At 71.3% G+C, this 13,722-nt stretch carries 13 protein-coding genes and 2 pseudogenes; 11 read left to right on the top strand and 4 right to left on the bottom strand.

The genetic code is table 11. The annotated features are described in order from the left end of the window. On the bottom strand, positions 1-763 hold a 763-nt coding region (locus AB8Z36_RS12260; protein ID WP_369213280.1), incomplete at its 3' end, for an aromatic amino acid lyase. 131 nt (positions 764-894) lie between these two features. Between AB8Z36_RS12260 and AB8Z36_RS12255 the strand changes: the two genes are divergently transcribed. The 6 genes from AB8Z36_RS12255 to AB8Z36_RS12230 all read left to right on the top strand — a co-directional run bounded on the left by AB8Z36_RS12255 (position 895) and on the right by AB8Z36_RS12230 (position 6,299). Beyond that, positions 895-2,112 (top strand): ABC transporter ATP-binding protein, encoded by a 1,218-nt coding sequence (locus tag AB8Z36_RS12255; RefSeq protein WP_369213279.1) that lies wholly within the window; start codon positions 895-897, stop codon positions 2,110-2,112. Next, entirely contained in the window at positions 2,109-2,756 is a 648-nt protein-coding gene (locus AB8Z36_RS12250) for an ABC transporter permease (RefSeq protein ID WP_369213278.1), read from the top strand. Before AB8Z36_RS12255 ends, AB8Z36_RS12250 begins: the two co-directional genes overlap by 4 nt. Position 2,757: 1 nt before the next feature. Beyond that, positions 2,758-3,429 carry an ABC transporter permease gene (locus AB8Z36_RS12245; protein ID WP_369213277.1) on the top strand — a complete coding sequence of 224 codons (672 nt, stop codon included), beginning with the start codon at positions 2,758-2,760 and terminating at the stop codon, positions 3,427-3,429. An 11-nt stretch (positions 3,430-3,440) separates the two neighbouring features. Then, positions 3,441-4,376: an ABC transporter substrate-binding protein gene (locus AB8Z36_RS12240; RefSeq protein ID WP_369213276.1), complete on the top strand. Its 936-nt coding sequence runs from the start codon at positions 3,441-3,443 to the stop codon at positions 4,374-4,376. A 64-nt stretch (positions 4,377-4,440) separates the two neighbouring features. Further along, the gene (locus AB8Z36_RS12235) at positions 4,441-5,868 is read left to right on the top strand and encodes a purine-cytosine permease family protein (RefSeq protein ID WP_369213275.1); all 1,428 of its coding nucleotides are present in this window, start codon (positions 4,441-4,443) and stop codon (positions 5,866-5,868) included. An 11-nt stretch (positions 5,869-5,879) separates the two neighbouring features. Continuing rightward, complete coding sequence (locus AB8Z36_RS12230) at positions 5,880-6,299, top strand: hypothetical protein (RefSeq protein ID WP_369213274.1); 420 nt, start codon at positions 5,880-5,882, stop codon at positions 6,297-6,299. A gap of 275 nt (positions 6,300-6,574) precedes the next feature. Here AB8Z36_RS12230 and AB8Z36_RS12225 read toward each other — a convergent pair whose 3' ends face one another. After that, positions 6,575-7,966 (bottom strand): cystathionine beta-synthase, encoded by a 1,392-nt coding sequence (locus AB8Z36_RS12225; RefSeq protein WP_369213273.1) that lies wholly within the window; start codon positions 7,964-7,966, stop codon positions 6,575-6,577. Between the two features lie 155 nt (positions 7,967-8,121). Between AB8Z36_RS12225 and AB8Z36_RS12220 the strand changes: the two genes are divergently transcribed. The 3 genes from AB8Z36_RS12220 (at position 8,122) to AB8Z36_RS12210 (ending at position 12,125) form a co-directional block, all read left to right on the top strand. After that, complete coding sequence (locus tag AB8Z36_RS12220) at positions 8,122-9,141, top strand: SGNH/GDSL hydrolase family protein (RefSeq protein WP_369213272.1); 1,020 nt, start codon at positions 8,122-8,124, stop codon at positions 9,139-9,141. Between the two features lie 627 nt (positions 9,142-9,768). Next, a complete protein-coding gene (locus AB8Z36_RS12215) occupies positions 9,769-10,989 on the top strand; it encodes an acetyl-CoA C-acetyltransferase (RefSeq protein WP_369213271.1) in 1,221 nt (406 codons plus the stop codon). A 299-nt stretch (positions 10,990-11,288) separates the two neighbouring features. Then, on the top strand, positions 11,289-12,125 hold the full coding sequence (locus tag AB8Z36_RS12210; RefSeq protein ID WP_369213281.1) for a hypothetical protein: 837 nt from the start codon (positions 11,289-11,291) through the stop codon (positions 12,123-12,125). A gap of 42 nt (positions 12,126-12,167) precedes the next feature. On the opposite strand, the gene AB8Z36_RS12205 is transcribed toward AB8Z36_RS12210, so the two are convergent. Beyond that, on the bottom strand, positions 12,168-12,479 hold the full coding sequence (locus AB8Z36_RS12205; RefSeq protein ID WP_369213270.1) for a hypothetical protein: 312 nt from the start codon (positions 12,477-12,479) through the stop codon (positions 12,168-12,170). A 102-nt stretch (positions 12,480-12,581) separates the two neighbouring features. Between AB8Z36_RS12205 and AB8Z36_RS12200 the strand changes: the two genes are divergently transcribed. After that, positions 12,582-12,812, top strand: coding sequence for a DUF4287 domain-containing protein (locus AB8Z36_RS12200; RefSeq protein WP_365142541.1), 231 nt, complete (start codon positions 12,582-12,584; stop codon positions 12,810-12,812). An 88-nt stretch (positions 12,813-12,900) separates the two neighbouring features. Here the strand turns inward: AB8Z36_RS12200 and AB8Z36_RS12195 are convergent. Further along, positions 12,901-13,488: pseudogene (locus AB8Z36_RS12195) on the bottom strand (Bax inhibitor-1/YccA family protein); the annotation flags it as partial. On the opposite strand from AB8Z36_RS12195, the pseudogene AB8Z36_RS12190 reads away from it, so the two are divergent. Continuing rightward, positions 13,483-13,722, top strand: a pseudogene (locus AB8Z36_RS12190) (Bax inhibitor-1/YccA family membrane protein); the annotation flags it as partial. The pseudogenes AB8Z36_RS12195 and AB8Z36_RS12190 overlap by 6 nt on opposite strands.

Genomic DNA, 13,722 nt, shown 5'->3' with positions numbered 1-13,722 from the left:
CGTACGAGCCGGGGTGGCGGCGTGCCTCGTGGACGGGCAGCGCGTACGCCTCGTAGGAGCCGTCGACCGCCATCAGGGAGAGCGCGGCGACCACCTGGGTGGCGCCGAGAAGGCCGCGCAGTTCGTGCAGGGCGAGCGCGGACTGGCCGAGGGTGAGGGCGTTGCTGCTGATGAGGGCGAGGGCGTCGTTGTTGTCCAGGGGCTGCGGCTCGGGGGCGGCGCCCGGACCCTGCCAGGGGTGTTCACCGGCGAGGGCGAGGCCCATCTGGGCGAGGGCGGCGATGTCGCCGGTGCCGACCGAGCCGAACTCGTTGACCCTCGGGCAGGCGCCGGTCTCCAGGGCCTGGCAGAGGGCGGTGACGATGCTGGGGCGCAGTCCGGCGCCGCCCGCGAGGAGCTGGTTGGCGCGGACCGCGAGCATGGCGCGGACCTGCCGGGCGGGCAGTTCGGCGCCGATCGCCCCGGCGTGCGAGCGCAGCAGCCGCAGGCCGTGATCGGCGGCCGCCGAGGTGGGCACGTCTTCGTTCCGGTTGGCGCCGACGCCGGTCGAGCGGCCGTAGACGCGGCCCCAGGCGGCGATCTCGCGTGCGGCGTTCCAGGACTCCTCGGCGCGCTTCATGCCGTCGGTGGCGGGGACGGGGCGGGCGTCGGATTCGGCCAGGCGTACGACGTCTGCGACCATCATTCCCCGGCCGTCGAGGACGACGACCGCTTCCCAGTCGCTCTGCGTCGTGTCCGCGATATGAGACGACTTCACTCTCATTCCCTCCTCAATCGGACGCCCAGTCTTGCCCTGCGGCCACTTGGTGCCAGCGATTTCCGCCGAGGCATTGACAACTTATTCAGACAGCGAGAACTCTGCATGACGATATACAGCCGGGCAAGGGACTCCTCATGATCCAGTTCGACACGGTCAACAAACGCTTCCCGAACGGCACGACAGCGGTCCACGACCTCACGCTCGACATGCCGGAAGGCGGTGTGACCGTCCTCGTCGGATCTTCCGGTTGCGGCAAGACGACGACCCTCCGCATGATCAACCGCATGGTCGACCCGACCTCCGGCACCATCCGGGTCGGCGGGCGCGACGTCCTGGAGCAGGACGCGGCCGATCTGCGCCGCTCCATCGGCTACGTCATCCAGCAGTCCGGGCTCTTCCCGCACCGCACCGTCCTCGACAACATCGCCACGGTGCCGCTGCTGCTCGGCTGGGGCCGCAGGAAGGCCAGGGCGCGGGCGGCGGAGCTCCTGGAGACGGTCGGCCTCGCCGCCGACGCCGGGAAGCGCTACCCGCACCAGCTCTCCGGCGGCCAGCAGCAGCGCGTCGGCGTGGCGCGGGCGCTGGCCGCCGATCCGCCGGTGCTGCTCATGGACGAGCCGTTCGGCGCGGTGGACCCGGTGGTCCGCACCCAGCTCCAGGACGAACTGCTGCGCCTCCAGAGGGAGTTGTCCAAGACCATCGTCTTCGTCACGCACGACATCGACGAGGCCGTGCGGCTCGGCGACCGCATAGCCGTCTTCCGCACCGGCGGCCACCTCGTGCAGTGCGCCGAACCGGCGGAGCTGCTCGCCCGCCCCGCCGATGACTTCGTCGCGGACTTCCTCGGCGCCGAGCGCGGCCTGAAGCTGCTCTCCCTGGTCACCCTGGCCGACGTCCCGCAGGGCCCGGCCCCCGAGGGCGGCGCCTGGACGCTCCGCCTGGACGCGGCGGGCGCCCCGCTGGCCTGGCGGCACAAGGACGGCGACGCGCCGGACGTCCCGGTCCGCCCCCTGCGCGACACGGACTCCCTCCTCGCCGCCCTGGACGAGTCCCTCTCCTCCCCCACGGGCCTGACAGCCCGCGTCGACGGGGCGGGCCGCCTGACGGGGGTGTCGTCGCGGGAGGACATCCAGGCGGGGGCCTCGGCGGCACACGAAAGGGGCCGGTCCGTGAGCGGGCCCCTGGAAGGGGCGCGGGGAACTGCGCGGCCAGCCGAGGACGACCCGCACCCGCCGACGGACGCCGCCAGGCAGACGCGCCAGCGGAAGGCGGCGGAAGAAGCGGGCGGCACGGCGGCCACTCCCGAGCCCGCGGCACCGGTCACCGCCCCCCTGCCGGACGGCACCCCGTGAGCGTCGACTGGTCGTGGATAGGCGACCACACCGACGACCTCACCAGCCTCACGCTCTCGCACCTCCAGGCCGCCCTCTCCGCCGTCCTGCTCGGCCTGCTGATCTCCCTCCCGCTGGCCGTCCTCGCGCACCGCGTGCGCCCGCTGCGGGGGCTCCTGCTCGGGCTGTCGAACATCCTGTTCACGATCCCGTCGATCGCCGTCTTCGTACTGCTCCTGCCGGTCAGCGGCCTCACCAGGACCACCACCGTCATCGGCCTGACGATCTACACCCTGGTCGTGCTCCTGCGGAACACCGTCGAGGGCCTGGACTCCGTGCCCGCAAGGACCAAGGAGGCCGCGAAGGCCATGGGCACCCGCCCCCTGCGGACCCTGCTCACCGTCGAGCTCCCGCTCGCCCTCCCGGTGATCATGGCGGGCGTACGGATCGCGACGGTCATGTCGATCTCCCTGGTCTCGGTGGCGACGTACATCGGCGACGGCGGCCTCGGCCAGCTCTTCACCGACGGCTTCCAGCGCAACTTCCCCACCCCCGTGATCGTCGGCGTCGTCCTGACCCTGCTCCTGGCGCTCGTCGCGGACGCGCTGCTCGTCACCCTCCAGTACGTCCTGACGCCCTGGACCCGCCGCCGGAGGAGCTCCTGACATGTACGAACTCTTCAAGGACCTCGGCGCCTGGCTGGTCAGCGGTGAGCAGTGGACCGGCCCCGACGGCATCGGTCACCGCCTCGCCGAGCACCTCCAGTACTCGCTGCTCGCGACGCTCATCGCGGCGGCCATCGCGCTGCCGCTCGGCCTGCTCATCGGGCACACCGGACGCGGCGCCTTCCTCGCCATCAACCTCTCCTCCTTCGGCCGGGCGCTGCCCACCGTCGGACTCGTCGTCCTGGTCTTCCTGGCGAGCGGCCTGTCCATGTGGCCCGTCTACATCGCGCTCGTCGCCCTCGCCGTCCCCTCCATCGTCACCAACACCTACGCGGGCATGACCGCCGTCGACCCCGAGGTGCGGGACGCGGCACGCGGCCAGGGCATGCGGGCCCACCAAGTGCTCCTCCAGGTCGAGTTGCCGCTCGCGCTGCCGCTGATCATGACCGGGCTCCGGCTCGCGCTGATCCAGGTCGTCGCGACGGCGACCATCGCCGCGTACGTCTCGTTCGGCGGCCTCGGCCGGTACGTCTTCGACGGGCTCGCCCAGCGCGACCTGGTCCAGGTGCTCGGCGGTGCCGTGCTCGTGGCGGTCGTCGCCGTCGTACTCGACCTCGCGCTCTCCGGCCTCCAGCGCGCCCTCTTCCGCCACCGCCCCACCCAGCAGGCCTAGGAGCGATCCCCATGAACCGCAGAACCCTCCTCGGCGGACTCCTCGCCACCGCCTCCGTCCCCGCGCTCGCCGCGTGCAGCGGCGGCATCACCTCCCTCGACGGCGGCGGCTCCGGCGGCGGTGGCGGCGGCTCCAGCAAGAACGGCGTCACGATCGGCACCGCCAACTTCACCGAGAACCAGGTCCTCGGCCACCTCTACGCCACCGCGCTTGAGGCGGCCGGGGTGAAGACGAGCGTCCGGCCCAACCTCGGCACCCGCGAGATCCTCATCCCCGCGCTCAAGGGCGGGGACATCGACCTGCTGCCCGAGTACCAGGGCGCCCTCCTGCACTACCTCGACCCCAAGGCCAGGGCCACCGAGGAGGGCGAGATGCAGAACGCCCTCGCCATGCGCCTGCCGCGCGGGCTCCAGATCCTCCCCTACGGGCGGGCCGAGGACTCCGACGCCTTCGCCGTCACCCGCGAGACCGCGAGGAAGTACGGCCTGAAGTCCCTCGCGGACCTCGCCGAGCACAACGGCAAGCTGGTCATCGGCGCCGCCCCCGAGGTGAAGAAGCGCACGGTGGGCGTGGTCGGGCTCAAGGACGTGTACGGCGTGGAGTTCAAGGAGTTCAAGTCCCTCGACTCCTCGGGACCGCTGGTCAAGGGCGCCCTGCGCAAGGGCGACATCGACGTGGCGAACCTCTTCACCACCGACACCGACATAGCCGCCGAGCACTGGGTCGTCCTCACCGACCCCAGGAACCTCGTCCCCGGCCAGCACGTCGTGCCGCTCATCGCCGACCGCAAGGCCGACTCGACGGTGCGCAAGGCGCTCGCCCGCCTCGGCGCCCTCCTGACCACCGCGCAGCTCACCGAGCTGAACCGCCTGGTGGACAAGGACAAGGAGGACCCGCGGGACGTCGCGGAGGAGTGGGCGGCGCGGCACGGCCTGAGGAAGAAGTAGCGGCCCGAAGAAGCAGCGGCAGCAGCCCGCAGGCGTAGGTCCGACAGCGAGGGAGTGGGTCCGCATGGCAGCGGAAGACCTGGTGGAGCGGCGCTCCATCGACGTCGTCCCGGACGACGAACGGCACGGCACGGCGTTCAGCCAGTTCACGCTCTGGCTGGGCGCCAACCTCCAGATCACCGCGGTCGTCACGGGCGCGCTCGCCGTCGTCTTCGGCGGCGACGTGGTGTGGTCGCTCGTCGGCCTGGTGCTCGGCAACCTGCTCGGCGGCGCGGTGATGGCGCTGCACTCGGCACAGGGGCCGAAGCTCGGCCTGCCGCAGATGATCCAGTCGCGGGCCCAGTTCGGCGTGAAGGGCGCGGTCGTCCCGCTGCTCCTGGTGATCCTGATGTACGTCGGTTTCTTCGCGAGCGGCAGCGTCCTCGCCGGACAGGCCACGGCCCGGCTGACGCACACCGCCGACACCACCGGCATCGTGCTCTTCGCGCTGGTCACGGCAATCATGGCGGCGGTCGGCTACCGCGTCATCCATGCGCTCGGCCGGGTGGCGAGCGTGATCTGCGCGGTGGCCTTCGTCTATCTCGGCGTCCGGCTCCTCAACCGCCTGGACCTCCCCGCGCTCCTGAACGACGCCCACTTCGACCTGCCGATGTTCCTGCTCGCCGTCTCCCTCTCGGCCTCCTGGCAGCTCGCCTTCGGCCCCTATGTGGCGGACTACTCGCGCTATCTGCCGCGCACCACCTCGGCGAAGGCCACGTTCTGGTGGACGCTGTCGGGCTCGGCGATCGGCTCGCAGTGGTCGATGACGTTCGGGGTGCTCGTGGCGGCGAGCGCGGGCGGCGCCTTCCTCGACAACCAGGTCGGTTACGTGGTCGGCCTCGGCGGCACCGGCCTGATCGCCTCCTTCCTGTACTTCGTGATCGCCCTCGGCAAGCTGACCATCAACGTGCTCAACACCTACGGCGGCTTCATGTCGATGGTCACGAGCATCAGCGGCTTCCGCGGCCAGAAGGTCCTGACCCCGCGCGGCAGGGCCGCGTACATCACTCTCATCATGATCGCGGGCACGGCGGTGGCGCTGCTCGGCAAGGACAGCTTCCTGACGTCGTTCAAGGACTTCCTGCTGTTCCTGCTGACGTTCTTCACGCCGTGGTCGGCGATCAACCTGGTCGACTACTACCTGATCTCGCGGGAGCGGTACGACGTCCCCGCCCTCTTCGACCCGCACGGCAGGTACGGATCCTGGCGCTGGGACGCCCTCGTCGTCTACGGCGTCGGGGTCCTCGCCCAGCTGCCCTTCCTCGCCACGCACTTCTGCACCGGGCCGCTCGTCGAACCCCTGGGCGGCGCGGACGTGTCGTGGCTCGTGGGCCTCGTGGTGCCCGCGGTGCTCTACTGGGCGCTGGCCCGGCGGAACCCGCAGGGCCCTGGGGATGGGCCCCGGGCGCAGAGGGGGGCTAGCCCCACCGCGGACACGGCTCCGGCGCCGTAACGTAACGCGGTATGGAAGCCCGTGACGCCGAACTCAAGAAGGAACTCGACGCCACTCTGCACGCCCGCAGAGAGCTCGGCGAAGAGTACGACTCCGCACTGGTCGACTCCTTCCTCGGAAAGGTCGAACAGCGCCTGGACGGCACGATCGACCGCCGGCTCCGCCGTCACCTGGCCGAGCAGCAGATGGTGGTCGCCCGTGGCGCCCGCTCACCGGGGGCCGCGGCCGACTCCTGGGGCGAGCGCTTCGGTTTCGGGGTGATCTCCCTGATCCTCGCGGTCCCGCTCTCCGCGATCGGCGTGGTCAACGCCGGGATGCCGGGCCTCTTCACCACCTGGGCGGGCATCGTGGGCGTCAACATCGCCCAGGCCGCCCGCGGCACCCTCATCGGACAGCGCCGCAAGGACCGCGAGACGGAGTGGGACGACTGAAGGCCCCGCGCTCGGCCCCCGTGAGGGGTGCGGGCGCGGGAACCGCCGCACCCCCGGGTGACCCAGGGGGCGGGACGACGGCGGTCCCCGCGCGGGACGTGTACCGGGTCAGGCCAGGCCACGTCCGGGCGTCGCTGGAGGTCCGGGAGCCGCTCCGGATTTCCTGACGCCGACAACCACCAATGTGCCGGACCCGTGTTAAGCGGGTGCTGCGCACACATGTCGGGCTCGTACCGCTTCCGCGAAATCCGGCCACCGGACGGTGGCGCCGGCCCCTACTGCCCCTGCTGCTCCGCGAGGAACGCCAGCAGGTCCTGGCGGCTCACGACCCCGGTCGGCTTGCCCTCGACCAGGACGATCGCCGCGTCCGCGGCACCGAGCACCGACATCAGGTCGGCGACCGGCTCACCGGAGCCGACCTGCGGCAGCGGGTCCGACATGTGCTTCTCCAGCGGGTCGGAGAGCGAGGCGCGCTGGGTGAACAGGGCGTCGAGCAGCTCCCGCTCGACGACCGAGCCGATGACCTCCGCGGCCATCACGTCGGGGTGCCCCGCACCCGGCTTCACGATCGGCATCTGCGAGACGCCGTACTCCCGGAGCACGTCGATGGCCTCGCCGACCGTCTCCTCGGGGTGCATGTGCACCAGCGAGGGCAGCGCGCCGCCCTCCTTGCGGCGCAGCACGTCGCCGACGCGGGGCGCGTCACCGGCCTGCTCCAGGAAGCCGTAGTCGTTCATCCACTCATCGCTGAAGATCTTGCTCATGTAGCCGCGCCCGGAGTCGGGAAGCAGCACGACCACGACGTCGTCAGGACCGAGCCGCTCCGCCACCCGCAGCGCCGCCACGACCGCCATGCCGCAGGAGCCGCCGACGAGGAGCCCCTCCTCCTTGGCGAGCCGCCGCGTCATCTGGAAGGAGTCCTTGTCGGACACGGCGATGATCTCGTCCGTCACGTTCCGGTCGTACGCGGTCGGCCAGAAGTCCTCACCGACGCCCTCGACGAGGTAGGGCCGCCCGGAGCCGCCGGAGTACACGGACCCCTCGGGGTCGGCGCCGACGACGGTGACCGCGCCCTCGGAGATCTCCTTCAGATAGCCGCCCGTACCGGAGATGGTGCCGCCGGTGCCGATCCCCGCCACGAAGTGGGTGATCTTCCCCGCCGTCTGCTCCCAGAGCTCGGGGCCCGTGGAGTGGTAGTGCGAGAGCGGGTTGTTCGGGTTGCTGTACTGGTCGGGCTTCCAGGCGCCGGGCGTCTCGCGCACCAGGCGGTCGGAGACGTTGTAGTACGAGTCCGGGTGCTCGGGGTCGACGGCGGTCGGGCAGACCACGACGTCGGCGCCGTAGGCCCGCAGCACGTTGATCTTGTCGAGGGACACCTTGTCGGGGCAGACGAAGATGCACTTGTAGCCCTTCTGCTGGGCCACGATGGCGAGGCCGACCCCGGTGTTGCCGGACGTCGGCTCGACGATGGTGCCGCCGGGCTTCAGCTCCCCGCTCCGCTCGGCCGCCTCGATCATGCGCAGCGCGATGCGGTCCTTCACGGAGCCGCCGGGGTTGAAGTACTCGACCTTGGCCAGGACGGTCGCCTGGATGCCCGCGGTCACGTTGTTGAGCCTCACCAGCGGGGTGTTGCCGACGAGACTGATCATCGAATCGTGGAATTGCACCGTTGTCTCCGGGCTGCGATGTAGTGCGACGAATTGGTGCGGTCAGCCTAAGGCTCCGCCTCATCCGTTCACCTCCGCTCGCGATTGGCCGACCGTGCTTACGGGGCAATGAGTGGATGTACGGCGAATCGGCGACGAGGAGGTGGCTGCGGGGCATGTCGAGGGCGAGGGTGGCACGACGGATCGCAGCGGGCGCGGCGTACGGCGGCGGAGGCATCGGGCTCCTCGGGGCCGCCGCGGTGGGCGTGGTGCTCGCCGAGGTGCAGCTCGCGAAGCGGTACGTGGGCGGGGGCGCCCACGCCGATCCACCGCGGGCGGACGGCCGCTACGGCCGGGCCTTCCCGGACGACACGGAGCGTCCGCCCAGCTCGGAGCCGCTGCGGTTCGCCATGCTCGGTGACTCCACGGCGGCGGGGCAGGGCGTGCACCGGGCCAGGCAGACCCCGGCGGCGCTGCTCGCCTCGGGGCTCGCCGCGGTCGCCGAGCGGCCCGTCGACCTGCGGAACGTGGCGCTGCCCGGGGCCCAGTCCGACGACCTCGACCGGCAGGTGACGCTGATCCTCTCGGACCCGTCCTGGGTGCCGGACGTGGCCGTCGTCATGATCGGCGCGAATGATGTGACGCACCGGATGCCCGCGACCCGCTCCGTGCGGTGCCTGTCGGCGGCGGTGCGGCGGTTGCGGACGGCGGGGGCGGAGGTCGTCGTGGGTACGTGCCCCGACCTCTCGACCGTCGAGAACGTCTACCAGCCGCTACGGTGGCTGGCCCGCCGGGTCTCGCGGCAACTGGCCGCGGCGCAGACGATCGGGGTCGTGGAGCAGGGCGGACGGACGGTCTCGCTCGGCGACCTGCTCGGTCCGGAGTTCGCGGCGAATCCCCGGGAGCTGTTCGGTCCCGACAACTACCACCCCTCGGCGGAGGGGTACGCGACCGCCGCCATGGCGGTGCTTCCGACGCTCTGCGCGGCGCTCGGCGTATGGCCCGAGGAGGAGCACCCCGATGTCTCGCGGGACGAGGGGTTCCTGCCGGTGGCCCGGGCGGCGGCCCAGGCGGCGGCGGAGGGCGGCACGGAGGTCACGGCGGCCATGCCGTCGGGCCCCCGGGGGCCGTGGGCACTCCTCAAGCGCCGTCGGCGCCGCCGCATCCACGCGCCGGAACCGTCACCGGCCCATTAGGGGGCCGCGCCTCGTCCGTGCCCCCTGCGGCTCGGCGGGGGCTTTTCGCGCAGTTCCCCGCGCCCCTGGAGACCCCTACCGCCGTCGCCGCCTGCGGGTCGGTGGGGGCTTGTCGCGCAGTTCCCCGCGCCCCTGAGGGGCGCGCCACCGTCGTCGGCCAACGACCCGCGCACCCGCTCCCCACCCAGGTCGACGCCGGGTGCCCAAGGGGCGCGGGGAACTGCGCGACAAGCCCAGAACGACCCGCAGACGACGGACACGGCGAGGGCGCCCAGCCGCCGCGCAGCGGCAAGCAGGGCCCGCCACGGGAAACCGGCCAAGGCCCAACGGCCTGAGCGCCCGCTCCCCCAGGTCGACGCCGGGTGCCCAAGGGGCGCGGGGAACTGCGCGACAAGCCCAGAACGACCCGCAGACGACGGACACGGCGAGGGCGCCCAGCCGCCGCGCAGCGGCAAGCAGGGCCCGCCATGGGAAACCGGCCAAGGCCCAACGGCCTGAGCGCCCGCTTAGAAATGCGTCCCGTGTCACAGGGCCGACCCAGTGACGGTCACCACTACGTGCAGGTAACTTCCCAGGGAGTCCAGCCGAAGCACACCCAAAGGCGCCCCCGCCAGAGGAGAGTCCGACATGCCCGAAGCCGTGATCGTCTCTGCCGCCCGTACCCCGATCGGCCGCGCCTTCAAGGGGTCGCTGAAGGATCTGCGGCCGGACGACCTGACCGCCACGATCATCGAGGCCGCCCTCGCCAAGGTGCCGGAGCTCGACCCCAGGGACATCGACGACCTGATGCTCGGCTGCGGCCTGCCGGGCGGCGAGCAGGGGCACAACCTCGGCCGCATCGTCGCCGTGCAGATGGGCATGGACCACCTGCCGGGCTGCACCGTCACCCGGTACTGCTCCTCCTCCCTCCAGACGTCCCGCATGGCCCTGCACGCCATCAAGGCGGGCGAGGGGGACGTCTTCATCTCCGCCGGTGTCGAGATGGTGTCCCGCAGCGTGAAGGGGACGAGTGACGGCCTGCCCGACACCCACAACCCCCTCTTCGCCGACGCCGAGGCCCGCACCGAGGCCGTCTCCAAGACCGAGGGCTCCACCTGGCACGACCCGCGCGAGGACGGCCTGATCCCGGACGCCTACATCGCCATGGGCCAGACCGCGGAGAACCTGGCCCGCGCCAAGGGCGTCACCCGCCAGGACATGGACGAGTTCGGCGTGCGCTCGCAGAACCTCGCCGAGGAAGCCCTCAAGAACGGCTTCTGGGAGCGCGAGATCACCCCGGTCACCACCCCGGACGGCACGGTCGTCAGCAAGGACGACGGCCCGCGCGCGGGCGTCACGATGGAGGGCGTCCAGGGTCTGAAGCCCGTCTTCCGCCCCGACGGCCTGGTCACCGCGGGCAACTGCTGCCCGCTGAACGACGGCGCCGCCGCCCTGGTCATCATGAGCGACACCAAGGCCCGCGAACTCGGCCTCACCCCGCTCGCCCGCATCGTCTCCACGGGCGTCACCGGCCTCTCCCCCGAGATCATGGGCCTCGGCCCGGTCGAGGCGAGCAGGCAGGCGCTCCGGCGCGCGGGGCTCACCATCGACGACATCGACCTCGTCGAGATCAACGAGGCCTTCGCCGCCCAGGTGATCCCCTCCTACCGCGACCTGAACATCCCGATCGAGAAGCTGAACGTCAACGGCGGCGCCATCGCCGTCGGCCACCCCTTCGGCATGACGGGCGCCCGCATCACCGGCACGCTCATCAACTCCCTCCAGTTCCACGACAAGCAGTTCGGCCTGGAGACGATGTGCGTCGGCGGCGGGCAGGGCATGGCGATGGTCATCGAGCGGCTCAGCTAGGACCATTCGTTCGGATCAGCCCGGCCGTCACCCGGAAAACACCTGTTTTCGTTGACGCAGAGTTCGCTCCTCTGACGCTCCGTCTCTGCATCCTTTCGTGACCCAATCTCCCCCAGGATGTGACCTATCTCCTGGGGGAGATGCATATGCCCAGCTCAGAGCGGTTCTGTGGATAAACACCGGGCCGAAAGTCCTGTCCATTTCGTGACGTAATGCACTGACAGGTGGATCGTGCAGGCTTCAAGCTGATGTAGGAAGTCGGGGGTCGACTTGAAACCGGGAGTACGTCAGTGAGCGCCATGCCTCTTGCCCTGCTGCTCTCCGCGGCCGCTGCCACGGCCGTGGGCGCCGCTGCCCTGCACGCCGTGTACGGGCTTCGGAAGCAGCTCGCTGAAATCAAAACCCTCCAGACCGAGCTGGCCGAAAGCCGCGCCGCGAGCGGCCCGCACCCCACGGTGCCCGCCGCCCGCGCCTCCGTGGACACCGACGAGATACGCGCGGCCGTGGCCGAGGCGCTCGCCGAGGAGCGGGAGCGCGAGCTCGCCGAGGCCCGTGCCTTCTGGGCCGCCCAGGAGACCCGTGACGGCACCGACGCGCCGTCCCTCCTGCACGGCCTCCCCGGCCTGCCCGACGGCATCGCAGACGAGCTGTTCCTGCCCCGCCAGGCGGACTTCGCGGGCCTGGAGGCGGACAGCCTGGAGCCGGTGACCGAGCCCTTCGCCGAGCCGGTGGCCGACGAGTTCGCCGGGGACTCGCCCGAACTGGCGGCGGCCCGCCGCCGCCACCCCTCGCACCCGGACTTCGTGCCGGTGCAGACGCCCGCCTCCGACGGGTACGGCGACCACGAGCGCACGGTGGCCTGCCTGGAGGAGCTGGCCGACGCCCGCACCGCCCTCGCCGACGTCCGGCCGGGACCGCTCGGGACCCTGGACGTCTACGTCTTCGCGGACGGCACGACGCTCTGCATGACCCCGGGCCACCGCGAGACGGCGGAGCTGCTCGCCCACGCCCTGCGCGAGGGCCACGCCCCGGTGCTGCTCGGCGGCTCGGGCATCTCCGGCGCGTACGCCCTGACCTTCGAGTGCGGCACCGAGAACGTCTACATCCTGGCCGACCGGGTCATCGCCTCGGTCTGAACGTCCCCGGCGGGCCGGGTGCGGGGTCCTTCCGTACGGCCCCTACACCCCGGCCTTCTTCTGTGCCAGCGCCACCAGTTCGAGCGCCCGCTCAAGGTCCTCGGGCTCCTTCAGGACGAGGGCCAGGTCGTGCCCCGCGACGGTGATCTGGTCCGCGGCGGCGAACATCCCCGCGTCCGGCATCTCCCGGGGCGGCGCCCCCGGTTCCTCGATGGCCTGTGTGCGCACCGCCAATTCCCTGGCCAGGGCGAGCGCTTCGGTCGCCGCCCCGCGCTGGAGGCGGCTCTGCGGGGCTGCCCGCAGCCGGTCGGCGAATTGGTCCACTGCGGCCGTCAAAGGCGTCGTATCGAGCACCCCGCGACCTTATGCGCCTCTGCGGGACTGTTGCCAACACACCAACCCTCAGGCACGGTGTCGTGAAGGACGGAACACATCGCGACGCGTCCGGAGGCGCCGATGTCACAAGTCTTCTCCGAGGAGACCCACCGCAACCTGCTCGCCCGCATCCCCCACTGCACTGGTCGAGAAGTCTCCGACTGGCTCCGCGCCGTGGACGAAGGCCCCTCTCTCTTCCGCTTCGAGGAGAAGGTGAGCTGGCTCCGCGCCGAGCACAACCTCGCGTACGGCCACGCCAAAGCGATCATCCACGAGTACGACCTGCGGCGGGCCGCCCGCAACCTGCGCTGACCGACACCCGCATCCACACGGCGAAGGGCCCGCCGACCACAGCGGTCGGCGGGCCCTTCGGTGGGTACCGGTCACCCGGCGATCATCGTCAGTCGTTGCCCGAGAAGATCGCGATCAGGCGCAGGAACTCCATGTAGATCCAGACCAGCGTCATCGTCAGGCCGAACGCCGCGAGCCAGGCCTCTTCCTTCGGCGCGCCGTACGCGATGCCGTCCTCGACCTGCTTGAAGTCCAGGGCGAGGAAGCAGGCGCCGAGCAGGATGCCGACGATGCCGAAGACGATGCCGAGGCCGCCGCTGCGGAAGCCGAGGCCGTCACCGCCGCCGAAGACCGCGAACAGCAGGTTCACGGCGGTCAGCAGCAGGAAGCCCATCGCCGCGGCCATCACGAAGCCGTAGAACCGGCGGTTGACGCGGATCCAGCCCGCCTTGTACGCCACGAGGACGCCGATGAAGACGGCCATCGTGCCGAGGACGGCCTGCATGGCCGCGCCGCTCGCGATGCGGTTGTCGACGACGCTGGAGACGACGCCGAGGAAGACACCCTCAAGGGCGGCGTACGTCAGGATCAGCGCGGGCGAGGCCTTGCGCTTGAAGGCCTGCACGAGGCCGAGCACCATCGCGACGAGACCGGCGCCGATGGCGATGCCGTACGACTTGCTGATGTTCGCGTCGTCACTGCGGCGCTCGCCTGGGCGCTGCTGCCGGTGGACGACGCGAACATCAGCAAGTCGTACGGCATCGCCATCGGCGCCGGTCTCGTCGCGATGGTGCTCGGCCTCGTGCAGGCCTTCAAGCGCAAGGCCTCGCCCGCGCTGATCCTGACGTACGCCGCCCTTGAGGGTGTCTTCCTCGGCGTCGTCTCCAGCGTCGTCGACAACCGCATCGCGAGCGGCGCGGCCATGCAGGCC

The organism is Streptomyces flavofungini, from assembly GCF_041028215.1.
Classification (GTDB): Bacteria; Actinomycetota; Actinomycetes; order Streptomycetales; family Streptomycetaceae; genus Streptomyces; species Streptomyces flavofungini_B.
This window is presented reverse-complemented; position numbering and strand designations above follow the sequence as displayed.

What these genes read in the sequence shown, in the direction of transcription:
- AB8Z36_RS12255 (WP_369213279.1), top strand. Translation starts at nt 895, where the DNA reads ATGATCCAGTTCGACACGGTCAACAAACGCTTCCCGAACGGCACGACA.
- AB8Z36_RS12245 (WP_369213277.1), top strand. Translation starts at nt 2,758, where the DNA reads ATGTACGAACTCTTCAAGGACCTCGGCGCCTGGCTGGTCAGCGGTGAG.
- AB8Z36_RS12240 (WP_369213276.1), top strand. Translation starts at nt 3,441, where the DNA reads ATGAACCGCAGAACCCTCCTCGGCGGACTCCTCGCCACCGCCTCCGTC.
- AB8Z36_RS12235 (WP_369213275.1), top strand. Translation starts at nt 4,441, where the DNA reads ATGGCAGCGGAAGACCTGGTGGAGCGGCGCTCCATCGACGTCGTCCCG.
- AB8Z36_RS12230 (WP_369213274.1), top strand. Translation starts at nt 5,880, where the DNA reads ATGGAAGCCCGTGACGCCGAACTCAAGAAGGAACTCGACGCCACTCTG.
- AB8Z36_RS12220 (WP_369213272.1), top strand. Translation starts at nt 8,122, where the DNA reads ATGTCGAGGGCGAGGGTGGCACGACGGATCGCAGCGGGCGCGGCGTAC.
- AB8Z36_RS12215 (WP_369213271.1), top strand. Translation starts at nt 9,769, where the DNA reads ATGCCCGAAGCCGTGATCGTCTCTGCCGCCCGTACCCCGATCGGCCGC.
- AB8Z36_RS12210 (WP_369213281.1), top strand. Translation starts at nt 11,289, where the DNA reads ATGCCTCTTGCCCTGCTGCTCTCCGCGGCCGCTGCCACGGCCGTGGGC.
- AB8Z36_RS12200 (WP_365142541.1), top strand. Translation starts at nt 12,582, where the DNA reads ATGTCACAAGTCTTCTCCGAGGAGACCCACCGCAACCTGCTCGCCCGC.